This window comes from Natronoarchaeum philippinense (assembly GCF_900215575.1).
Taxonomy (GTDB): domain Archaea; phylum Halobacteriota; class Halobacteria; order Halobacteriales; family Natronoarchaeaceae; genus Natronoarchaeum; species Natronoarchaeum philippinense.
Genome location: NZ_OBEJ01000001.1, coordinates 366,890 through 386,447, shown reverse-complemented (window position 1 = coordinate 386,447; position 19,558 = coordinate 366,890). Strand labels below are relative to the sequence as shown.

The following is a 19,558-nucleotide window of genomic DNA, read 5'->3' as shown; positions in this document are numbered from 1 at the left end:
ACAAGCAGTACGGGGCGGCCGTCGACAGCGGGCGGTCAGTCGTCTGCGGGCTGTGAGATGTCGTCGATGACAGGGCGAGTAACGTCGCGGTCGGTGTCTTCGCCCTCGATGTCGTAGGGGTACTCGCCGGTGACACAGCCGAGACAGAGATCGCCGCGCGAGGCCGCGAGCGCCTCGGCGACGGCGTCGATCGAGAGATAAGAGAGGCTGTCAGCCTGAATCTCGTCGCGGATCTCCTCGGTCGAGCGATCCGACGCGATCAGCTCCTCGCGCGTCGCCATGTCGATCCCCATATAACAGGGCGCGATGATCTGTGGCGCCCCGATTCGGACGTGGACCTCCTCGGCGCCGACATCTTTCAGAAGCTGGATGAGCTGCGTCGAGGTCGTCCCGCGGACGATACTGTCGTCGATGATCGTGACGGTCTTGCCCTCGATCGTGCTCTTGATCGGGTTGAGCTTCAGGCGCACCGCGCGCTCGCGCTCGTCCTGTGTCGGCATGATGAAGGTGCGGCCGACGTAGCGGTTTTTCATCAGCCCTTCGGCGAACTCCAGATCCTCGCCTTCTTCTTGTGCAGCCTCGGCGTAGCCGCTGGCAAAGGCCCGGCCGGAGTCGGGCACCGGCATCACGACATCCGACTCGACGCCGCTTTCCTCCCAGAGCTGGCGCCCGAGTTCGCGTCGCACCTCGTAGACGAGCTTGTCGTCGATGACGCTGTCGGGGCGCGCGAAGTAGACGTGCTCGAAAAAGCAGTGGGCGGTGTCGTCGCGGTCGAACAGTTGGTAGGTGTCGAAGCCGGTGCCGTCCTCGTGGAGCACGACGAGTTCGCCGGGTTTCACGTCTCGGACGAGTTCGCCGTCGAGTGTGTCGATCGCGGCGCTCTCGCTGGCGAGGATGTAGCCGTCTTCGAGTTCGCCGATACACAGCGGCCGGTTGCCCTCGGGGTCGCGGACGCCCAGTACCGTGTCGTCGTGCATGATCGTCAGCGAGTACGACCCGTGGATTCGGCCCATCGTCCGCTTGACCGCGCGGACGAGGTCCTCGTCGAGGAGGTTGCGGGCGAGGTCGTGGGCGATGACTTCCGTGTCGCCGTCGGAGGTAAAGGCGTGGCCCATGCCCGCGAGTTCGTCGCGGATCTCGTCGGCGTTGACCAGATTGCCGTTGTGCGAGAGCCCGAGCGAGCCGCTCTTGAACGACACCGAAAACGGCTGCGCACACGAGGAATCGACGCTCCCTGCGGTCGGGTATCGGACGTGACCGATCCCGGCCGCGCCGTTTAGGTCCTCCACGTCGGACTGGTCGAAGGCGTCGCCGACCAGCCCCATCTCCACGTGGCTGTGCTGCTGGAAGCCGTCGTGAGTGATGATGCCGGCCGACTCCTGACCGCGATGCTGGAGCGCGTACAACGAGTAGTACAACGGCCGTGCAGCGGCGCGGTCTCGCAGCGAGACGCCGACGACGCCACACTTCTCGGTCATCCCGTCCGGGTTAGCAACCCGCCCGTCTGACATAGTCGGGGCTAGCCGGCCACCCGGCATAAATCCTCGCAAATGTGTTTTGTCGTCGGGTTCTGACGGGTTATTTAGTCACGTTCGTGCATATTTTTCGGATGGCGTCCTGCTCCACGTCGCCACGTCGCTGCCGAGGGAATCTAACAGCTACTGGAATGACACTGCGCTCGAAGCAGCCACGGCTCGACGAGCCAGCGGCTACGGACGTGGAGTACGAGAGAGAAAGCGATCCGGAGTTACTCGCCGGCCTTCGACTGCCACTCGTAGCCTCGGCGCTTGGCGGACTTGCCGAAGCCACAGGACGAGCACTTCTTTTTCTTCACGTGGTAGGACTTCTCGCCACAGCGGCGGCACTTCACGTGAGTCGTCTTGTTCTTCTTCCCTTGGGTCGGGGTTCCTGCACCGGTCATGTGTTGATCGAAACGACGTTATCGCCGCGTATAATGGTTGTGTCTTCGACCGACTCGTCCTCGGCAGGGTCGTCTGCGAGGCCTTCGACCGCGTCTTCGAGCACGAGGTTCATGTGCTGATCGTAGCCCGCGAGCGTGCCTTCGAAGATTTGGCCCCCCTTGAGCTGCACCTGTACGTCTTCGCCCAGCGACGCCTCGAGTACGTCCAGCGGTCTTCCGCTCATACGCCAATTCGCACCCGACGGGCGTATAAACGTACCGGTGAACGGTCGCGGGTTACGCGATATCGACGGCGAACTCGTCGTACTCGCCGGCCAGATCGGCGAAGCCGGCCAGCAGCTCCGCCGCGGCGTCGAGGTCGGCCAAGTCGATCACTTCGACGGGCGTGTGCATGTAGCGGTTCGGCAGACCGAGGTTGAGCGACGGGATGCCGCCCTGCTGGACGTAGAAGGCATCGGCGTCCGTGCCCGTCCGGATGCCTGCGGCTTCGAGTTGGACCTCGATCTCCTCGGCGTCGGCAGCCTCGCGGACGGCGTCGACGACGACCGGGTGGTTCGCGCTGCCGCGCGCGACGACCGGCCCCTCGCCCAGCGCCACGTCGGCAGTCCGGTCGCTCGGCGCGCTGGGGTAATCGACGGCGTGGGTAACGTCGACCGCGACGACGGCATCGGGGTCTACGTCGACACCGACCATGCGAGCGCCCTGCAGACCGACCTCCTCTTGGACGGTGCTGACGGCGTACACCGTGGCGTCGACATCGCGCTCGGCGGCCCGGCGAAGCGTTTCGGCGGCCGTCCAGACGCCGACGCGGTTGTCGACGCCGCGGGCGGCGAGGCGGTCGCCCTCCAGCTCCTCGACCGTCGTCGAGACGGTGATCGGGTCGCCGACCTCGACGAGTTCGCGGGCGGCGTCGCCGTCCGTGGCGCCGATATCGACGTGTTGCTCGCGCACGTCGTCGTACTCGTCGTCGCCCTCGCGGAGGTGGATCGCCGTCTGGCCGACGACGCCGCTGACCGGCCCGTCGTCGCCGTGGATCGTGACGTGCTGGCCCCGCGAGACGGATCGGTCCGAGCCGCCGATTCGCCCGAGGTGGACGAACCCGTCGTCGTCGATCCGCCGGACGATGAAGCCGATCTCGTCGGCGTGGCCCGCGATCGCAATTTCGGGGTCGCCGCCGTCCAGCACGGCGACGGCGTTGCCGTACTCGTCGGTGTGGACTTCGTCGGCGAACTCGGAGACGTAGTCGATCCAGACGCGTTGTCCGGCCGATTCGTAGCCCGAGGGACTCGCGGTCGTCAGCAGGTCGTCGAGAAAGCCGCGCTGGCTGTCGTCCATACACCCACTTGCCGGGCCAGCGTTTCAAAATCTCGGTCGGCGAGTTGCTCGCCGGTAACGGCGCCCGGACGGCGGCGTCGCGCGGCTGCCGGTTGCGCTGGCATCCAGCCGACCCTGCATGCGCAGGTAGCCGTCCCCATATGCCTAAGTCGATCCTCGACGAACGTCAGGACATGGCGAAGATCACACTGTTCGAGTTCAGTCCGGAGGGGAGCGTTCAGGTCGGCCCGAGCAGTCCGGGCGAGGAGGGCCTGCTGAGCATCTCGACCGACGAAGACGCTGAGACGGACGCCGAAGCCGAGGACGAGGAAAGCGGGGGCGGCCTCGCCAAGGTGATCGTCCCCCTGCTCGTGCTGGTCGCTATCGGGGCGGCGATCCGGTACGCCACCGGCGAGACTGAAGAAGACCTTGACGAGGAATCGGAAGGTCGTCTAGAACAGTTCAAGACGACGACCGAGTAATCGACCGATCGTCGAAACAGCCACACGCACTGGGGGGAGAAGGGTTTTGCCCGCGCAGCGCTTTCGTCAGGTAATGAGTCTCTATCGTAGCGTCCGTGCGGTTACGGGGGCGTCGGGAACCGGCGCGATCGACTGGGACGCCGTCGCCGAGGCTGCCTGCGCCAGCACCGACCCCGGCGCGCTCGATCTGTCCGAGACCGAGCGCGAGGGGTACGCCGCCGACGTCCGGGAGGCCCGCGCGGCCGTGAGCGCGGTCGGCGACGTGGACTTCGACGTGCCCCGGACCGTCGAGATACAGAACCGCCACCACTGGATCGACGCCAACGTCGAGACGTTCTCGCGCGTGATGCGCCCGCTCGAAGAGCACACCGAGGTCGCGCTGCCGGGCGTCTCGCGCGTTCTCAACACCGGGACGATGAGCTTCATGCTCGCCTTCCTCGGTCGGAACGTGCTGGGCCAGTACGACCCGCTGTTGCTCGCCGAGGGCGAGGACACCGACCACGCGCTGTATTTCGTCCACCCGAACATCCGCAGCGTCGCCGACACGCTGGACGTGGAGTACGAGCGGTTCCGGCGCTGGATCGCCTTCCACGAAGTTACCCACGCCGCCGAGTTCGGCGCCGCGCCGTGGCTCTCGGACCACCTCGAAGCGCAGATGGAAGACGGCATCGAGACGCTGGCGGGTGGGCGTCTCGACCGCGAGTCGTTCCGCGAACTCGACGCCACGATGACGGTCGTCGAGGGGTACGCAGAACTGCTAATGGACCACGCCTTCGACGGCGAGTACGCCGACCTCCGGGCGAAGCTCGACGCCCGCCGGCAGGGCCGCGGCCCGATCGCCTCGTTCGTCCGGCGTGCGCTCGGCCTCGGCGTCAAGCGACGCCAGTACGAGCGCGGCAAGGCCTTCTTCGAGCGCGTGGCCGACCAACGCGGCGTCGAAGCCGCGAACGCCGTCTGGGACGGTCCCGAGAATCTGCCGTCTGACGCCGAACTCGACGACGCCGACGCGTGGCTGCGCCGCGTCGATCCCTGAACGATTCTGTTCTCGCCGGTTAGCTCCGGAACGTCCAGCGCAAGTACGCCACCAGCACCAGCCCCACGGCGGTGCCACCGACGACAGAAAGCGCGACGAGGACGAGCGAGGCGTCGCTCTGGAGCGCGACCAGCCCGCCCGAAATAGCCAGCAGCGCGACGAACGCCGCAGCGAGGTAGCGATAATCGCTGCGCGACATCGCCTCCTCTCGCGTCGGTCCCACCATACTCAGAGCCTCCGTGGGGCGCTGACGTGCATCGAGACGAACTGCCATTCGCCGTCAATTCGTTCGAGTGTCCCGCTCCAGCGCGTATCGAACGTCCATCGCTGGCCCGTCCCGGCGTCGGTCCACGCCAGTTCGACCTCGTCACCGAACCAGGCGTAGCCGTCGCCCGCTGTCACGTCTAGCCGCGTCGAATCGACCTGCCAGTCCTCGGTGGTCGCGGTCTGTTCGCGCAGCGCCGCACGGATCTCGTCGGCGCCGAACAGCGACTCGCCGACGCCGAACTTGACGGTCGCACGGTCCGAGAAAAACGGGGCGAGGGGATCGCCGCTTTGCAGGGCGTCGTAGTACTCGCCGATCGTCTCTGCGGCGGTCATGCGAGCAACCACGGCGACGGGTGGCTTGAAACCGCCGACTCGTTCCGAGTAGTTCCGGCTCTAACGAGACATCGGGCGAGTGCGCCGCTGCCTACAGTTCCAGCCCGCGGACTGCGACGCCGTCGCCTGCCTCGACCGTCCCGATGACCTGCCCGTCCGTGGCGTCGGCCAGCGCCTCGGCGCGCTCGGCGGGCAGGGCGGCGACGAAGCCGGTACCCATGTTGAACGTCCGGTGCATCTCCTCGTCGGTGACGTTGCCCTCCTGCTGGACGAACTCGAAGATATCCTGCGCGGGGAGTGGGTCGGTGATCTCGTAGCGGTGCTCGCCCATGCGTTCGAGGTTGGTCCAGCCGCCGCCGGTGACGTGGGCCGCCGCGCGGACGCCGTGCTCTCGCATCGGGTCGAGTAAGTAGGTGTACAGCCGCGTCGGTTCGAGCAGTTCCTCGCCGATCGTCCGGCCGGGGTTCGGCGGGAACGGGTCGTCGTACTCGTGCTCGCGCGTGACGGCCTCGCGGGCCAGCGTCAGCCCGTTCGAGTGGACGCCGCTGGAGGGGAACCCGACGAGCGCGTCGCCCGGTTCGGCGTCGCCGTCGAACGTCGCGTCTTTCGGCGTCAGGCCGGCGCAGGTGCCCGCGAGATCCAGCCCGTCGATCACGTCGGGCATGACGGCCGTCTCGCCGCCTAGCAGCGCGACGCCGGCCTCCTCGGCGCCCGCTGCGAGGCCGTCGCCGACTTGCTCGGCGAACTTCTCGCTGGGCTCGTCGACGGCCAGATAGTCGACGAACGCGACCGGCTCGACGCCGGCGGCGACCAGATCGTTGGCGTTCATCGCCATGCAGTCGATCCCGACCGTCGAGTAGTCGCCCAACGCCTCGGCGACCAGCAGCTTCGTCCCGACGCCGTCGGTCGCCAGCCCGAGGAATCGGTCCCCGATGTCCAGCAGGCCGGCGTACTCCGTGTCGACGACGTTGCCTACGGCGTCAAGCAGCGCCGCGGTCGCCGCCTCGCTCTCCTCGATGTCGACGCCCGCCTCCGAGTAGGTGAGGCGGTCCTCGTCGTCACTCATACCGAGAGAGCGCACGGCTGCCGGCAAAAGCCCACCGGTCTGCCCGGCGACACCGGACGCCGACTCCTCGACGTGTCGACGCCGCGATCCGAACATGTTCGGGGCAAGCCGGACGGCCGCGCCCCGACAAGATCGGGCTGCATGACGACGATCGACGCCCGCGAGATCCCGCCCGTACAGCGTCACGACGAGATCCACGCCGCGTTCCACGACCTCGACAGCGGCGAGACGCTCACCATCGTCAACGACCACGAGCCAAAACCGCTGTTCTACGAAATGCAAGCCGAAATCGACTCGTTCGACGCCGAAAACTACGAAGTCGAACAGCGCGGCCCCGAGGAGTTCGTCGCAAAGCTCCCCAAGGAATAATGGTCTCACACCAGTCGCTCGACGAACTCGAGGGAGCGCCCCACGCCGAACTGTTTCCCGGCGAGGAGCCCCAGACGATCCGCCTGTCGCTCGAAGCAGGCGAGGAGATCGCGCCCCACCAGCATCCCGACCGTCAGATCGTGTTCCATCAGCTCTCGGGCGCGATCGACGTGACGCTGGGCGAGGAGACGTACGAACTCGCGCCGGGCGACGTAGTCCGGTTCGACGGCGATCAGTACGTCTCGCCGGCTGCACAAACCGACGCGGAAGCGCTGTTGGTGCTGGCGCCGCGTTCCTGATCGAGTCCGGAACGGCGTCGCACCGAAGAAGTCTGGCGATGATTCGGTCGCCGGGTCGGTCAGCCGATCATTCGGTCGCCGGGTCGGTCAGCCGATCACTCGGTCGCTGCCTCGATCGCCTGATCGAGGTCGGCGATGATGTCCTCGACGTCTTCGAGGCCGACCGACAGGCGAACGAGGTCCGGCGTGACGCCGCTTGCGATCTGCTCTTCCTCGGTGAGTTGCTGGTGGGTGGTGCTGGCGGGGTGGATGATCAGCGTCTTGGCGTCGCCGACGTTCGCCAGCAGGCTGGCGAGTTCGGTCGACTCAGAGAGCTTGCGTCCGGCCTCCTCGCCCTCGCTGAGGCCGAATGTGATCATGCCGCCGTAGCCGCCGTCGAGGTACTCCGAGGCGGTCTCGTGGGTCTCGTGGTCGGCCAGACCGGGGTAGGTGACCCACTCGACCTCGGGGTGGTCGTCGAGGTGCTCGGCGACGATCTGTGCGTTGTCGGAGTGGCGCTGAACGCGCAGGGGCAGCGTTTCGAGCTTCTGGAGCGTGACCCACGCGTCGAACGGCGCCTGCTGGTTGCCGAGGTCGCGCATCGACCGTGCGCGGGCCGTGAAGGCGAAGGCAGCGTCGCCGAACGTCTCGCGGAAGTTCAGGCCGTGATACGCGGGGTTGTCCTCGGCGATCTCGGAGTAGTTGCCTTCCTCCCACGGGAACGAGCCGCCGTCGATCAGGACGCCGCCGACCGTCGAGCCGCTGCCGTGGATCCACTTCGTCGTGGAGTGCCAGACGAGGTCGGCGCCGTGCTCTAAGGGGTTGCAGAGATACGGCGTCGCAAAGGTGTTGTCGACGAACAGCGGCGCGCCGTTGTCGTGGGCGATCTCGGCGACGCGCTCGATGTCCGGCGTCACCAGCGACGGGTTGCCGATGGTTTCGAGATGGACGTAGGCGGTGTCCTCGTCGATGGCCTCTTCGTAGGCGTCGTAGTCGAGCGTGTCGACGAAGCGCGTCTCGACGTTCCGCCGTGGCGCCGTGTGGGTGAAGTAGGTGTAGGTGCCGCCGTACAGCGACGACGCCGTTACGATGTTGTCGCCCGCCGACGCGAGCGTGAAGGTCGCCAGATCCAGCGCCGCCATCCCGCTGGAGGTGGCGATGGCGCCGACGCCGCCTTCGAGCGTTGCGAGGCGCTGCTCGAGCATCCCGTTCGTCGGGTTCATGATCCGACTGTAGATGTTGCCCGTCTCTTCGAGGGCAAACAGCGACGCGGCGTGCTCTGCGTCGTCGAACTCGTAGGAGGTGGTCTGATAGATCGGCGGTGCGCGCGAACCGGTGGCCGAATCTGGTTCCTGTCCAGCGTGAACGCTTTGGGTGAAAAACCCGGGCGTGTCGTCGTCGCTCATATTCACTCACCCGTTTTCACGCCGGGTAGATAAATGCTGATGCGAACTCGTGTGGCCCCACCACGACGCTTGCCACTTTCTGTGACGCCTCCTCTGCAGCTCCTGTTCTAGATCGGACAACGGCGCCGATCAGACGGTATCGACCGTCTCGACGACGGGCGTCCGCTCGGCGTACAGCGAGTACGCCAGCGCGACAAATCCCGTCGCGGTGAAGATGCTCTGGACGGCGAGACTGGCAAGCAGCGGTGCATCGAGCAGTTGGTGGAGCCCGCCGCCGAGCAACGTCCCGAGCGTGACGAGGCCGAGGCCGACGCTGAGCGAGCGCAGCGCCGGCGAGCCGGTCCGTGCCGCGGCGCGGTGTGCGAGGCCGGTGATCGCCCCGCCGAACACGAGCGTGATCGTGTTGGCAATGACGATGACCGCCGAGAGGTGGTCCATCGGAATCACCGCCTCCCGAGCGACCGGGCTGTCGTCGAACGGTTCGATCGTGATATCGTCGCCCGCCGGCGCTCATCGGGGCACGGCGCCGGAACGCGGCCGGGCGTGTAGTCTGGTGGCATGGCTGGGCATCCCTGTGGAGTGTTCGGCGTCAGATTCCCTAAACGAACATTACAATTCCCAGCTGGTGGGAACGAGTCACCGGCCGACATCCAGTTCGGGCTCGGGTTCGGCGTCCGGGAGGTCGCCGACGAACTGCTTGATCACCCGCTCTTCGGCGCGATGCAGCGTCTCGCTGCAGGTCGATTTCGCGCAGCCGATCGCCTCGGCCAGTTCGGTCACCGAGCACTCCCGAGGCGTGTCGTAGTAGCCCCGCTCGACGGCTTCGACGAGGAGTTCGCGCTGGCGGTCGGTCAGCAGGCGCTCGCTGTCGACGCGCTCGCGGACGAGTTCGACCTCGAAGGGGAGGCCGAAGGCGTCGAGTTGCTCGCCGAGCATCGAGAGCCGGTCGCGGGAGGCCGTCACCTCCATCGACGCCTCGCCGTCCCGGATATCCATCGGCAGTTCGATCGGGACGCCGGACTCGCGGGCCGAGAACAGCAACAGCGGCCGCGTCGTCTCGAACTGAACGAGCACCCGATCGTCGCTTCCCTCCAGCGGGTCGACCGATGTCAGCACCTCGTGGTCGCCCATCGCTTCCAGCACGCTCGCCAGATCGTCGCCGGTGATCCGGACGAGCCCAAAGCCAGCCGATTCGCCGGGCATGGCGGCGAGCACCCGAAACGTCGCCTCGGGGTGGTCGGTCGATACGTCCTTGATCCACGTGCCGTCCGGTAGGGTTACCGAGAGTCGTGCCTGAGTCATGTGAGTCTCACCGCTGTGATGGCCGCGTCCGTCGGCTTCCGGTGCATCGGGGACGCCGAACGCGAACGTGTTCGGCGGAACCGGGGTAGCGCGCCGGCGCGAACGTCCGACCATGGAACCGCTCGAAGACCGCGCCGTCGAGACCGTCGACGCACCGCAGCGCCCCCGGGAAACGCTGGATGTCCGGCAGCTCGGGCCGCCGAAGCCGCTGTCCGAGACGTTGGAGTTGCTCGCCGAACTCGACGACGAGATCGTCCTGTTTCAGTTGAACGATCGTGCGCCACAGCACCTGTACCCGAAACTCGACGACCGCGGGTACGTCTACGACACCGTCGACCTCGACGACGCGACGGTGACGGCGATCTGGCGCGAGGACGCCGAAGCCTGATCGGTGCAGTTGGTCGGGGTACGTCGGTCGACTGTCCGTCCGGACGGGCCGACGCGATGGGCTGTGGCGTCATCACACCGAAATTTCGAACGATCCCACTAAAGGCCACCTCCCGTTCCAGCCGCGTGAGAACTGGATTCATCAGTCCGAGGGCATCGGCGGCGTCCGGTTGCCGGTTCGTTCGGCGTCGGTCAGGTAACACTGCGGGTCCGGCGCGAAAGGATCGTCGTGCTCGGCCAGTGCGCGCAGCCGCGAGCCGCCCCGGCAGATCTCCTTGTACTGACAGTCCGCACAGCGCCCCGTGAGGTGGTCCTCGCGCTCGCGGAGCCGTCCCAGCAGCGGGTTCGACTCGTCCGCCCAGATGTCGCCAAAGGAGCGGTCCCGCACGTTTCCGAGGCTGTAGCCCTGCCAGAACTGCGTGAGGTGCACGTCGCCCTGATAGTCGATGTCGGCGACGCGCTCGCCCGTCGGGTCGCCGCCGTTGCGTCGCAGATACCGGTAGATGCTGTCGGCGCGCGCTTCGCCGAGTTCCTCGCGCGCGTACTCGACCAGAAAGCCGGCGTCGGCGTAGTTTCCCACGAGCAGCGTCTCGATCTCCTCGCCGCGGTCGCGGTACTCGCGGGTCATATCACAGAGCCGACGCACGGCGCCCCGGCGCTCCTCGGGCGTGAGGTCCACGTCGCTGATGTCGGCGCCGCGGCCGCCGTAGTCGAGGTGATAGAAGCAGAATCGGTCGACGCCGACGTCCGCGAGCAGGTCGACCACGCCTTCGAGGTCGTCGGCGTTTTTCTTCGTGATCGTGTAGCGCAGTCCCGTCTTGAGGCCGACATCGAGACACGCCCGGATGCCGTGGACCGCCTGCTCGAAGGCGCCCTCTTTGCCCCGGAAGTCGTCGTTGCGCTCGGGGAGCCCGTCGACGGAGACGCCGGCGTAGGCCAGTCCGGCGTCGCGCAGTTCTCGGGCTCGCTCGCGGTTCAGCAAGGTTCCGTTCGTCGAAAGCACGGGTCTGAGTCCACGGTCGGCGGCGTACGCGACGAGTTCGGGCAGGTCCTCGCGGGCCAAGGGCTCGCCGCCCGAAAACAGCACGACGGGCGCGCCGTAGTCGGCCAGATCGTCGAGCAGGTCTTTGCCCTCCTCGGTCGTCAGTTCGCCGGGCGCCGCGGCGGACTCGGCGCCGGCGTAGCAGTGGTCGCAGTAGAGGTTACACTGCTTGGTGACGTTCCAGACGACGACCGGCCGACGCTGTTTGTCCTCGGTGATCTGGGGCTTTTTCGACTCGTCGGCGGCGTCGTAGCGCAACCCGTCGCCCTCGGCGTCGAGGTCACAGAGCAGTTTGCTGATCGAGATCATTCGTCCCACTCGTGTTGTCGCGGTTCGGTTCCCGAGTCGGGCGTCGCAGTCTCGCCGCGCTCGCCCAGCGAGTGCGTCGAGAAACGGTGAATCTCGGATGACTCGCAGATCCACACGTCGTCGGCAAACCAGCCGAACAGTCGGCTGGCGTGCTCGTGGGCCGCTTCAGGCGTCGGCGCGCTGACGCTGCCGACGTGGCGCATCACACCACCCGAATCCTCCCGCACGAACACGTCCCACTCGGGGAGGGGATCGCTCCGCGGTTCCTCCCCGACCCGAGCGCGCGTCGCTTTTTCCATCCGCGTCGATCCGTCGTCCATGTGAGTCCGAACGAACTATCGATAAAAGCCCGTCACGCCCAGTATCAGATTCTGGGAACGGAGGTGTGTTCCAAGAGTGATCACTTCGAAGTCGTCCGATAGACGGCCGCGACAGCCGATCGTTTCGGACGGCGGGACGATCGGGGCCGCGGCGAACCGGAGGGAATCACCGTGCACGTAGACACCGACCGTCGACCGCTCGTACTGATCTGGGAACTTACGCAGGCCTGCGAGCTGGCCTGCGATCACTGCCGGGCCGACGCCGTCCCGGACCGGCATCCCGACGAACTGACCACCGAGGAGGGAAAGCGCCTGCTCGACCAGACCGCCGAGTTCGACGAGAACCAGCTCGTCGTGTTTTCGGGTGGCGACCCGCTCAAGCGCGACGATCTGGTCGAGCTCGTCGACTACGGCACCGACCTCGGACTGAACGTCTCGCTGACGCCGAGTGGCACCCGGTCGCTGACCCGCGACCGACTCGCCGACCTCGCGGACGCCGGGCTCAAGCGCATGGCGCTCAGTCTCGACGGCGGCTCGGCGGCGTCTCACGACGCGTTCCGCGGCGAGGCCGGCAGTTTCGAGGAGACGATCGAGGCCGCCGAGCACGCCCGCGATCTGGGCGTGCCCTTGCAGATCAACACGACGGTCTGTGCCGACACCGCCGATCGGCTTCCCGCGATCCGCGACCGGGTCCGCGATCTCGGGGCGGTGCTCTGGAGCGTGTTCTTCCTCGTTCCCGTGGGCCGGGGCGCCGCGCTCGATCCCGTTTCGCCCGAGCGCTCCGAGGCGGTAATGGAGTGGCTGCAGGACGCCGCCGACGAGGAGCCGTTCGGGATCAAGACGACCGAAGCGCCCCACTACCGCCGCGTCGGCATCCAGCGCGAGCAAGCCGAGCGGGAGGCGGACGGCAACGACGCTGGACGCCGACGACGCCGCGGCGTCACGGCCGGCGACGGGTTCGCCTTCGTCAGCCACGTCGGCGAGGTCTACCCGTCGGGGTTCCTACCAGAGTCGGCCGGGAACGTCCGCGAGGACTCGATCGTCGATCTCTATCGAAACGCCCCGCTGTTCGAACGTCTGCGCGATCCCGACGAACTTCGCGGGAAGTGCGGCGCCTGTCCGTACCGAGCCGTCTGTGGCGGCAGTCGCTCGCGGGCGTACGCGACTACCGGCGATCCGCTGGCGAGCGACCCGCTTTGCCCGTTCGTTCCCGAGGAGTACGACGGCCCACTCCCCAGAGAGCGCGCCGACAGTTGACGCGAATGGGCTGTGCGGGCCGCTGAGAGAGATAGAAAATCGGACGGGTCGAAGACCCTCGCTGACATGCCCTCTTGGCGACGATACCCCGGTCGTGCTGTGAGGTGTGGTGCGACGTGTGGGCTGGCGATCAGCCAGCACGTGAACGTTGGCGCTCCAGCGCAGTGAACTGGCACCCACCGTTCGACGGCGGTTTTTTAACCCTGCCGACGGCGTCCCGAGACCGAACCCGATAAGGGCGCCCGGCCGTACAATCGACCAATGCGAGTCGAACAGTTGGGCGACGGAACGCCGGAGTTGGCTATCGTCGGCGGGATCCACGGCGACGAGCCCTCGGGCGTCAGTGCAGTCGAGCGCCTGATCGAGGCGTCGCCGCCGGTCGAGCGTCCCGTCTTGCTCGTCATCGCCAACGAGCGAGCGATCGAGGCCGGCGAGCGCTATCTCGACGCCGACCTCAACCGGGTGTTCCCGGGCGACCCCGACGCTGATGCCCACGAGAAGCGATTGGCCCACGAACTGGCCGAGCGACTGCAGGGGACGACCGCGCTGTCGATGCACGCGACCCAGTCCCACCCCGAGCCGTTCATGGTGAGCGACCGGATCGACCCGCTGGTCGAGCGGCTGGGCCGGTCACTGCCGGTCGAATCAGTCGTCGACACCGGCGAGTTCATTCAGGGCCGGCTGTTCCGCGCCATCCGAACTATCGAGATCGAGAGCGGACTGCAGGGCTCAGACGCTGCGGAGGCGGCCGCCATCCGTATCGCCATCGCGTTTCTGGAGGAACTGGGCGCACTGTCGGGGCCCGTCGCCGCGGACCTGCGCGAGCGCTTCGGCGTCGAGCCCGGCCCGGCGTCGGCGTCAGTCCCCGTGTTCAGGCTGACCCGGTCGGTGCCCAAATCGGGGACCGACGATCATCTGGTCTCGGTGAACAACTTCGAACTCGTCGACGCCGGAGAACGGTTTGCGACCGCCGACGGCGTCCCAGTCGTCGCCGAAGAGGAGTTCTATCCGGTGTTGCTCTCCGCCGAGGGGTACGACGAAATCTTCGGCTACGCCGCCGAGAAGATCACGGAGCTGTCGAGCGAGCCGCCCCAAAGCGCGGAGTGATACCGTCACTTCGCTTTGCTCGTGACGAGCCCTCGCTCACTTCGTTTGCGAGGACGCCCAAGCGCGTTGCGCTTCGAGCCCCGAGAAGGCGACTGCGCTACTCGTCAGCGGGCGCGAACTCGACCAGCGTCAGGTCCCGGTCGAGCATGCAGTAGTCGTGGGGCGGCTCGCCGACGATCTCGTCGATCCGGTGCTCTTCCTCGAACGCGACGCCATCCGGCTCGCAGAACTCGTGACTCGGGCACTCGGTGTGTGGACACGGTCCTTCGAGCGTGACTTTCGAGCCGGCGTAGGCGTTGCGCGCCGAGACGTTCGCTCGGACCGCCGCTGGCTCGACTTCGACGGCCTGCACGCCGGCGTCGTGCATCGCACAATCGAGCACCTGCGCGTTGTCTCTGACCGATGTGATCTCGTATTTTACGCCCTCAGAGAGATTCAGACACTGGCTGCGGTACGGACAGCCATCACAACCGCTGGCCTCGCCGTGGTAGACGAACTCCTCGCCTGCTTCGGCGAGCCGCGTTCCAATAAGCGTCACCTGCCCCATGCGTTCGAGTAGCGATTCGGCGCGGTTACGCTTTTCGGGGCACCAGACACAAACGGCTCGAACTCGAACCCACTCACGATGCGAACGTCCACAGCCGTCATCGCTCTCGGTGCCTTACTGTTCGTACTCCCCCTCCCAGGAACGTTCATTCTTGGAGGAGCAATCGCCCTCGTCGGCGCTCTCTTACGTTGGTTTGGCGTCTGAACTGACTCTCCTTCCAGTGAGCGAACTGATACGGGTGGCGTGCCGAATACGCCCTCTGCACCGAACAATCGGAAGGGCTCGTTCCGTTCGTGGCTGAAGGATTCAACAGAGCCACGTGACCGTGCAGTGGTCGCCGACACCGGGAAATCCATTCGTAGCGGCGGGTGCGCTTCCGGCCCACCGTAGACCCGCCCGCGCCACCGCAGTTTCGTGTACCCGTGCGGTTATCTGGATACGACGCCAACAGGACGCTACGTCGATGTTGGGATACGCCTGTCTGAATCGGACGCTGAGAGAGCACGAGCCCCCGCTGCGATGCAATCGCGGGATGCAACGGAAGACGTGGGAGTCGCGGGGGCTCGACTACGCGTCCGAACTCGCGCTGCAGAACTTCTCCGATCTGTACGACATTCTGCGCTGGAACGTCGACCACGACATCTACTTCTACCGCTGCACGTCCGATCTGGTCCCGTGGAACTCCGAGTTCGAGCTGACCGACCTGCCGGACTACGACGAGATCGAACGGATCGCCGCCGAGTGTGGCCGACTGATCCGCGAGAACGATGTTCGATTCACCTTTCACCCGAGCCACTGGTGCAAGCTCGCCAGCGAGTCCGCCGAGACCGTCGAGAACTCCCTCCGCGACCTCGAAGTCCACGGCGCGTGGCTCGACTTGTTCGACCTGCCCCGGACGCCGTACTACAGCATCAACGTTCACATCGGCGCCCACTACGGCGACAAAGAAGCCACAGCCGCTCGCTTCCGGGAGGCCGTGAACCGCCTCTCGCCCGCCGCTCGCGAGCGACTGACGGTCGAGAACGACGACAAGGAGGGCCTCTGGAGCGTCCCCGAACTGGTCGAGGCGGTCGCGGAACCGCTCGGCGTGCCCGTCGTGTTCGATTACCACCACCACCAGTTCACGAGTCGGGGACGCACGTACAGGGAGGCCTTCGAACTGGCTGCCGAGACGTGGGGCGACGTGCGGCCGATCGCACACTACTCCGAGCCAGCACGGCTGTACGGAGAAGACGCGCGTCCGCAGGCCCACGCCGAGTACGTCTCGACGGTTCCCGACTGGCTGCTCGACGGCGCCGACGTGATGCTCGAAGCCAAGTCGAAGGAGAAAGCATTGTTGCAGTACCGGGACGGGACCGACCCGGCCGTCGGCACGTCGTAGCTGCGAAGGGCGTTGCGGTCTCAGTCCTCGTTCTACGCCTTCTCTCGGCCCGTCAGTTCGTCGAGCTTCTCGAAGTAGTCCTCGCGGGGCACCTGATACAGCGCTCGGTAATCGATGTCGCCGTCGGCAAAGCGCGCGGCGAGGTCGACGACCCCCGCGACGGCGTCGTCACGGCTCTCGTAGCGATCGTCCGAGCGCTCCACGTCGGGTTCGAGATACAGCGTGACGTGCCAGTCCCGTCCGGACTCGACCGGGTCCGATCCGGCGGGTCGCCGGGAGGGGCGACCGCTGGTGAGGTAGATCGTCGGCATGCACTCGGGCGGGAACGCCTGCGAGTCGAACACGTCGGGGCGGTAGGCGAGCACGCTGCGCCCGTCGGGCTCGTCGTTCCAGACCACCCAGTCGTCGGGCAGGTCGTCGTAGTCGGTCACGCGAGGAGGTAGTCGGCGCGGCGGCAAAAACGGTTCGTGACGGCTCAGCCGTAGTGGTAGGCTAGGTGCCCCATCGCGAGAAAGCCAACGATCACCGTCGGGAGCCCGGCGATCAGTCCGAGTAGTACCGGCTCGGAGACAGTCGACGAGCCGAGGACGGCGGCGGCCGGCGCGAAGCCGACGCCGAGGATGGTGGTGATGCCGACCGCAGCAACCGCAAAGCGCGTCTCGATCACCGGCGAGGAGTCTGCATCAGTCATAGGTGGGAGTCACAAGCCACCGACATATGTCGGTCGGTCACTTCTCGGCCCACTCGACCATCCGAGCGTACCGGTCGTGGGTGGCCAGCGCGTCGGCGTCGCCGACGAGCACGAGCGAGCGCTTGGCTCGGGTGAGCGCGACGTTGATGCGCCGATAGTCCTCGAAGATCGGGCTGTCGAGGCCGTCGGTGGCGACGAAAGAGACGATCACGACGTCTTTGCTCGATCCCTGAAACCGGTCGACCGTGTCGACGGCGACGCCGTCGGGCACTTTGCGTGAGATCTCCGCGACCTGCGCGCGGAACGGCGCGATCACGGCGATCCGGTCGTGGCCGATGCCTGCGGCGCCGAAGCGCTCGATGGCCTCGGCGACGCGCTCGGCTTCGACGGCGTCGGTGTGGCGGCCGGCGTCGCCCTCCACGTCGAGCATCGTCACGCGGCCTCGGAGGTCGGTGGGGAGCGCGTCGGCGTCGACGCCGTCGAGATCGGAGAGGCTTCGACCGGCGACCTCGGGCGTCGCGGGCCGCAACTCGCCGTCGTAGAACTCCCGCGACGCGAACGCCTGAATGCGCTGGGCCATCCGGTACTGGCGGTCGAGCATCACCGACGCCGCGGGGTACTCGTCGATCATGCGCTCGAACAACGAGGTCGAGAGTTCGGTTTCGCTCCGGACGACCGGCGGGAGCTGGTGGTGGTCGCCGACCAGCACGAACCGGTCGGCGAGGTTGATCGCGGCGAGCGTGTTCGGCTCGGTGAGTTGCGAGGCCTCGTCGACGACGGCGGCGTCGAACGACTGCTCGCTCATCACGCGCGATCCGCAGGTCGCCGTCGTCGCCGCGACGACCGGCGCGTCTTCGAGTTCCGCGGCGCGTTCCTCGGGATCGCCGCGCTCGTCGAGTCGGAGATCGAGCATGTCCTCTCGGACGCCGCTTTTCGTCCCGACGCGGACGATCTCCTCGAAGCCCTGCTCTCGCAGCGCCTCGATGGCGTTGTCGACCGCGCGGTTCGTAAACGCCGAGAGCAGCACGCGCTCGCCCCGGTCGACCATCGCACGGACAGCCTGAGCGATCGTGTAGGTCTTGCCGGTGCCCGGCGGGCCGTGGATCAGCGCGAGATCGTCCGCGGTGACGGCCTTCCGGACGGCCTCGTCTTGGGCGTCGTTGTTGTCGATGAACGTCTCGGAAGTGCGTCCGAATTTGGGCTCCGTGCGCCCGAACAGCACGTCCTTCCGGCGCGGGTCGCCCTTGAGGACGGCGTCGTGGAGCGCGGTCAACATCCGGTCGACCGACAGCTCCGAGGGGTACACGTCGATCCGGGAAAACTCGACGGGCTCGTCGGTCGAGACGACGATCTCGTCGGTGCCGAGGCGCTCGACGCGCCCGAGTTCGGCGTGGCCGTCGACCGGGTCGCCGTCGCTGGCCAGCACCACGTCGCCCTCGCGGATCTTCGAGACGGCGTCGCCCGATCGCTCGGCGCGAAGCTCCCAGCGACCGCCGGGGAGTTCGGACTTACCGAGATAGTCGAGGCCGATCACTGCGCGGTCGTCGTCGGCTCGCTCGGCGGCGGTCTGCTCCCAGAGTTTGGCGTACTCGGCGTGGACCGTTCGGCGCTCGGTTTCGAGGAGCTCGTAGAAGCGCTCGAAGTACTCCTGTTCTTCGTCGGGGACGGCGCGGCCGATCTGGCCGGCCTTCGATTCCTGATCCAGCCGGCCGGAGACGACCATGCAGGCGTCCTGCTCGAAGCAGTACTCGCAGTTGGCGTCGGCCTCGTGGCCCGTCGGCACGCGCATGCCGTGTTCCATCGCCGCGATCTCGTTGCGGGCGCGGACGACGAAGTCCCGGAGGCCGGCGCCGATCGAGAACTCCTTGGCCGGCGAGAGATCGCCCGTGGCCTCGCCGCGATCGAGCGTCGTGTTTTTGGTATACAGCAGCGTCCCTGTGTCGGCGGGGACGCCCTTCTCCTTGAGCAGCAGGCCGTAGCAAGCCGCCTGAATCTTGTCCTGAAACCGCGGCTCGCGGTTGGTGTTCTTACCGGTCTTGAGCTCGACCGGCATCCCCCGCCGGATCGCGTCGGCCCGGCCCTTGATGCCAAAGCGATGGCTGATCAGCAACTGCTCGCTGCGCCACTGGTCGGTGTCCGAAAGCGTTCCCTGTGCGAGCCAGCCGTCGATCGCCGCGGCGTTCTGGCGCACCTCCTCGGCGACGGCGTCGGCCTCGCGGCCGAGCAGTCCGAGTTCGAGGCCGGCCTCGGCGACTCGATCCTCGACGGCGTCGTCGAGGCTCCGTCCCCGAAGCAGGTCGCCGAACACCTCGTGGACGATCGTCCCCTTGACGACGGGGTAGTTCAGCGGGATGCCCGAAATTTTGTTGAGGTAGTACATCCGCGGGCACTGGACCCACGACCGAACGTCGGTGACGTTGACCAGAAAGGACGGCTCGACGACGACGAAGGAGTCGCCGGTCGTCGCGTACCGCTGCTCGCCGTCGTAGTCGTCGCGCTCGGCGTCAGTGACGACCAGTTCCATGCCCGCCTCGACGTACTCGGCGGTCTCGGCCCACTTGCCCCACAGCGTGACCGTCTCGGGATCGGCGGCGTCGTCGCGGCGCACGCTCACCTCGGCGAGATCGCGCTCGCCGTACTGCGTCGAAATCTCCCGCACGTCGCCAACGTCGACGATCTCTCCCCGTATCTGCACGCGCTTGGGTCGGGCGTCCGGGGGGAAAAGCACTCGGGTTGTGGGCTTCGT

At 66.9% G+C, this 19,558-nt stretch carries 24 protein-coding genes; 8 read left to right on the top strand and 16 right to left on the bottom strand.

Annotated elements, in window-relative coordinates; translation table 11 throughout:
- Nucleotides 1–35: 35 nt before the first annotated feature.
- From purF to CRO01_RS01930, 4 genes are all read right to left on the bottom strand, one after another.
- On the bottom strand, nt 36–1,478 hold the full coding sequence (gene purF, locus CRO01_RS01945) for an amidophosphoribosyltransferase (RefSeq protein WP_097007430.1): 1,443 nt from the start codon (nt 1,476–1,478) through the stop codon (nt 36–38).
- Nucleotides 1,479–1,747: 269 nt separating this feature from the next.
- Nucleotides 1,748–1,921: a 50S ribosomal protein L37e gene (locus CRO01_RS01940; protein WP_097007429.1), complete on the bottom strand. Its 174-nt coding sequence runs from the start codon at nt 1,919–1,921 to the stop codon at nt 1,748–1,750.
- On the bottom strand, nt 1,918–2,145 hold the full coding sequence (locus tag CRO01_RS01935; protein ID WP_097007428.1) for an LSM domain-containing protein: 228 nt from the start codon (nt 2,143–2,145) through the stop codon (nt 1,918–1,920). The genes CRO01_RS01940 and CRO01_RS01935 overlap by 4 nt, the downstream gene beginning before the upstream one ends.
- A 52-nt stretch (nt 2,146–2,197) precedes the next feature.
- Entirely contained in the window at nt 2,198–3,256 is a 1,059-nt protein-coding gene (locus CRO01_RS01930) for a M20/M25/M40 family metallo-hydrolase (protein ID WP_097007427.1), read from the bottom strand.
- Nucleotides 3,257–3,429: 173 nt separating this feature from the next.
- On the opposite strand from CRO01_RS01930, the gene CRO01_RS01925 reads away from it, so the two are divergent.
- Together CRO01_RS01925 and CRO01_RS01920 are read left to right on the top strand one after the other, a co-directional pair.
- Nucleotides 3,430–3,717 (top strand): hypothetical protein, encoded by a 288-nt coding sequence (locus tag CRO01_RS01925; RefSeq protein WP_143824889.1) that lies wholly within the window; start codon nt 3,430–3,432, stop codon nt 3,715–3,717.
- 73 nt (nt 3,718–3,790) lie between these two features.
- A complete protein-coding gene (locus CRO01_RS01920; protein ID WP_097007425.1) occupies nt 3,791–4,750 on the top strand; it encodes a zinc-dependent metalloprotease in 960 nt (319 codons plus the stop codon).
- A 19-nt stretch (nt 4,751–4,769) separates the two neighbouring features.
- On the opposite strand, the gene CRO01_RS01915 is transcribed toward CRO01_RS01920, so the two are convergent.
- From CRO01_RS01915 to purM, 3 genes are all read right to left on the bottom strand, one after another.
- Nucleotides 4,770–4,976 (bottom strand): hypothetical protein, encoded by a 207-nt coding sequence (locus CRO01_RS01915; protein ID WP_097007424.1) that lies wholly within the window; start codon nt 4,974–4,976, stop codon nt 4,770–4,772.
- A 2-nt stretch (nt 4,977–4,978) separates the two neighbouring features.
- A complete protein-coding gene (locus CRO01_RS01910; RefSeq protein ID WP_097007423.1) occupies nt 4,979–5,350 on the bottom strand; it encodes an AtzH-like domain-containing protein in 372 nt (123 codons plus the stop codon).
- A 91-nt stretch (nt 5,351–5,441) separates the two neighbouring features.
- Complete coding sequence (gene purM / locus CRO01_RS01905; RefSeq protein ID WP_097007422.1) at nt 5,442–6,416, bottom strand: phosphoribosylformylglycinamidine cyclo-ligase; 975 nt, start codon at nt 6,414–6,416, stop codon at nt 5,442–5,444.
- A 141-nt stretch (nt 6,417–6,557) separates the two neighbouring features.
- Between purM and CRO01_RS01900 the strand changes: the two genes are divergently transcribed.
- Nucleotides 6,558–6,785, top strand: a complete 228-nt coding sequence (locus tag CRO01_RS01900; protein WP_097007421.1) for a DUF2249 domain-containing protein — start codon at nt 6,558–6,560, stop codon at nt 6,783–6,785.
- Nucleotides 6,785–7,084, top strand: coding sequence for a cupin domain-containing protein (locus CRO01_RS01895; protein ID WP_097007420.1), 300 nt, complete (start codon nt 6,785–6,787; stop codon nt 7,082–7,084). Before CRO01_RS01900 ends, CRO01_RS01895 begins: the two co-directional genes overlap by 1 nt.
- A 95-nt stretch (nt 7,085–7,179) precedes the next feature.
- Here CRO01_RS01895 and CRO01_RS01890 read toward each other — a convergent pair whose 3' ends face one another.
- From CRO01_RS01890 to CRO01_RS01880, 3 genes are all read right to left on the bottom strand, one after another.
- Complete coding sequence (locus tag CRO01_RS01890) at nt 7,180–8,469, bottom strand: O-acetylhomoserine aminocarboxypropyltransferase/cysteine synthase family protein (protein ID WP_097007419.1); 1,290 nt, start codon at nt 8,467–8,469, stop codon at nt 7,180–7,182.
- 129 nt (nt 8,470–8,598) lie between these two features.
- Nucleotides 8,599–8,907 carry a DUF7521 family protein gene (locus CRO01_RS01885; protein WP_097008303.1) on the bottom strand — a complete coding sequence of 103 codons (309 nt, stop codon included), beginning with the start codon at nt 8,905–8,907 and terminating at the stop codon, nt 8,599–8,601.
- A gap of 198 nt (nt 8,908–9,105) precedes the next feature.
- Entirely contained in the window at nt 9,106–9,771 is a 666-nt protein-coding gene (locus CRO01_RS01880; RefSeq protein ID WP_097008302.1) for a helix-turn-helix domain-containing protein, read from the bottom strand.
- Between the two features lie 112 nt (nt 9,772–9,883).
- Here CRO01_RS01880 and CRO01_RS01875 point away from each other — a divergent pair, with 112 nt between their 5' ends.
- On the top strand, nt 9,884–10,159 hold the full coding sequence (locus CRO01_RS01875; protein WP_097007418.1) for a DUF2249 domain-containing protein: 276 nt from the start codon (nt 9,884–9,886) through the stop codon (nt 10,157–10,159).
- Nucleotides 10,160–10,300: 141 nt separating this feature from the next.
- Here the strand turns inward: CRO01_RS01875 and CRO01_RS01870 are convergent, their stop codons facing one another.
- Together CRO01_RS01870 and CRO01_RS01865 are read right to left on the bottom strand one after the other, a co-directional pair.
- Nucleotides 10,301–11,509 carry a TIGR04347 family pseudo-SAM/SPASM protein gene (locus CRO01_RS01870; RefSeq protein WP_097007417.1) on the bottom strand — a complete coding sequence of 403 codons (1,209 nt, stop codon included), beginning with the start codon at nt 11,507–11,509 and terminating at the stop codon, nt 10,301–10,303.
- A complete protein-coding gene (locus tag CRO01_RS01865) occupies nt 11,506–11,829 on the bottom strand; it encodes an Htur_1727 family rSAM-partnered candidate RiPP (protein ID WP_218839110.1) in 324 nt (107 codons plus the stop codon). The genes CRO01_RS01870 and CRO01_RS01865 overlap by 4 nt, the downstream gene beginning before the upstream one ends.
- A gap of 165 nt (nt 11,830–11,994) precedes the next feature.
- Between CRO01_RS01865 and CRO01_RS01860 the strand changes: the two genes are divergently transcribed.
- Together CRO01_RS01860 and CRO01_RS01855 are read left to right on the top strand one after the other, a co-directional pair.
- On the top strand, nt 11,995–13,086 hold the full coding sequence (locus tag CRO01_RS01860) for a TIGR04053 family radical SAM/SPASM domain-containing protein (RefSeq protein ID WP_097007416.1): 1,092 nt from the start codon (nt 11,995–11,997) through the stop codon (nt 13,084–13,086).
- A gap of 261 nt (nt 13,087–13,347) precedes the next feature.
- Entirely contained in the window at nt 13,348–14,193 is an 846-nt protein-coding gene (locus tag CRO01_RS01855; protein ID WP_097007415.1) for a succinylglutamate desuccinylase/aspartoacylase domain-containing protein, read from the top strand.
- 97 nt (nt 14,194–14,290) lie between these two features.
- Here CRO01_RS01855 and CRO01_RS01850 read toward each other — a convergent pair whose 3' ends face one another.
- Nucleotides 14,291–14,740 carry a UPF0179 family protein gene (locus CRO01_RS01850; protein ID WP_097007414.1) on the bottom strand — a complete coding sequence of 150 codons (450 nt, stop codon included), beginning with the start codon at nt 14,738–14,740 and terminating at the stop codon, nt 14,291–14,293.
- 463 nt (nt 14,741–15,203) lie between these two features.
- On the opposite strand from CRO01_RS01850, the gene uvsE reads away from it, so the two are divergent.
- Entirely contained in the window at nt 15,204–16,121 is a 918-nt protein-coding gene (gene uvsE, locus CRO01_RS01845; protein ID WP_097007413.1) for a UV DNA damage repair endonuclease UvsE, read from the top strand.
- A 32-nt stretch (nt 16,122–16,153) separates the two neighbouring features.
- On the opposite strand, the gene CRO01_RS01840 is transcribed toward uvsE, so the two are convergent.
- From CRO01_RS01840 to CRO01_RS01830, 3 genes are read right to left on the bottom strand one after another with little or no spacing between them, the layout of a single operon-like run.
- Nucleotides 16,154–16,552, bottom strand: coding sequence for a DUF5820 family protein (locus tag CRO01_RS01840; protein ID WP_097007412.1), 399 nt, complete (start codon nt 16,550–16,552; stop codon nt 16,154–16,156).
- A 44-nt stretch (nt 16,553–16,596) separates the two neighbouring features.
- Nucleotides 16,597–16,812: a hypothetical protein gene (locus CRO01_RS01835; RefSeq protein ID WP_097007411.1), complete on the bottom strand. Its 216-nt coding sequence runs from the start codon at nt 16,810–16,812 to the stop codon at nt 16,597–16,599.
- Nucleotides 16,813–16,849: 37 nt separating this feature from the next.
- Nucleotides 16,850–19,507, bottom strand: a complete 2,658-nt coding sequence (locus CRO01_RS01830; protein ID WP_097007410.1) for an AAA domain-containing protein — start codon at nt 19,505–19,507, stop codon at nt 16,850–16,852.
- Nucleotides 19,508–19,558: the final 51 nt, after the last annotated feature.

What these genes read in the sequence shown, in the direction of transcription:
- purF (WP_097007430.1), bottom strand. Translation starts at nt 1,478, where the DNA reads ATGACCGAGAAGTGTGGCGTCGTCGGCGTCTCGCTGCGAGACCGCGCC.
- CRO01_RS01940 (WP_097007429.1), bottom strand. Translation starts at nt 1,921, where the DNA reads ATGACCGGTGCAGGAACCCCGACCCAAGGGAAGAAGAACAAGACGACT.
- CRO01_RS01935 (WP_097007428.1), bottom strand. Translation starts at nt 2,145, where the DNA reads ATGAGCGGAAGACCGCTGGACGTACTCGAGGCGTCGCTGGGCGAAGAC.
- CRO01_RS01930 (WP_097007427.1), bottom strand. Translation starts at nt 3,256, where the DNA reads ATGGACGACAGCCAGCGCGGCTTTCTCGACGACCTGCTGACGACCGCG.
- CRO01_RS01925 (WP_143824889.1), top strand. Translation starts at nt 3,430, where the DNA reads ATGGCGAAGATCACACTGTTCGAGTTCAGTCCGGAGGGGAGCGTTCAG.
- CRO01_RS01920 (WP_097007425.1), top strand. Translation starts at nt 3,791, where the DNA reads ATGAGTCTCTATCGTAGCGTCCGTGCGGTTACGGGGGCGTCGGGAACC.
- CRO01_RS01915 (WP_097007424.1), bottom strand. Translation starts at nt 4,976, where the DNA reads ATGGTGGGACCGACGCGAGAGGAGGCGATGTCGCGCAGCGATTATCGC.
- CRO01_RS01910 (WP_097007423.1), bottom strand. Translation starts at nt 5,350, where the DNA reads ATGACCGCCGCAGAGACGATCGGCGAGTACTACGACGCCCTGCAAAGC.
- purM (WP_097007422.1), bottom strand. Translation starts at nt 6,416, where the DNA reads ATGAGTGACGACGAGGACCGCCTCACCTACTCGGAGGCGGGCGTCGAC.
- CRO01_RS01900 (WP_097007421.1), top strand. Translation starts at nt 6,558, where the DNA reads ATGACGACGATCGACGCCCGCGAGATCCCGCCCGTACAGCGTCACGAC.
- CRO01_RS01895 (WP_097007420.1), top strand. Translation starts at nt 6,785, where the DNA reads ATGGTCTCACACCAGTCGCTCGACGAACTCGAGGGAGCGCCCCACGCC.
- CRO01_RS01890 (WP_097007419.1), bottom strand. Translation starts at nt 8,469, where the DNA reads ATGAGCGACGACGACACGCCCGGGTTTTTCACCCAAAGCGTTCACGCT.
- CRO01_RS01885 (WP_097008303.1), bottom strand. Translation starts at nt 8,907, where the DNA reads ATGGACCACCTCTCGGCGGTCATCGTCATTGCCAACACGATCACGCTC.
- CRO01_RS01880 (WP_097008302.1), bottom strand. Translation starts at nt 9,771, where the DNA reads ATGACTCAGGCACGACTCTCGGTAACCCTACCGGACGGCACGTGGATC.
- CRO01_RS01875 (WP_097007418.1), top strand. Translation starts at nt 9,884, where the DNA reads ATGGAACCGCTCGAAGACCGCGCCGTCGAGACCGTCGACGCACCGCAG.
- CRO01_RS01870 (WP_097007417.1), bottom strand. Translation starts at nt 11,509, where the DNA reads ATGATCTCGATCAGCAAACTGCTCTGTGACCTCGACGCCGAGGGCGAC.
- CRO01_RS01865 (WP_218839110.1), bottom strand. Translation starts at nt 11,829, where the DNA reads ATGGACGACGGATCGACGCGGATGGAAAAAGCGACGCGCGCTCGGGTC.
- CRO01_RS01855 (WP_097007415.1), top strand. Translation starts at nt 13,348, where the DNA reads ATGCGAGTCGAACAGTTGGGCGACGGAACGCCGGAGTTGGCTATCGTC.
- CRO01_RS01850 (WP_097007414.1), bottom strand. Translation starts at nt 14,740, where the DNA reads ATGGGGCAGGTGACGCTTATTGGAACGCGGCTCGCCGAAGCAGGCGAG.
- uvsE (WP_097007413.1), top strand. Translation starts at nt 15,204, where the DNA reads ATGTTGGGATACGCCTGTCTGAATCGGACGCTGAGAGAGCACGAGCCC.
- CRO01_RS01835 (WP_097007411.1), bottom strand. Translation starts at nt 16,812, where the DNA reads ATGACTGATGCAGACTCCTCGCCGGTGATCGAGACGCGCTTTGCGGTT.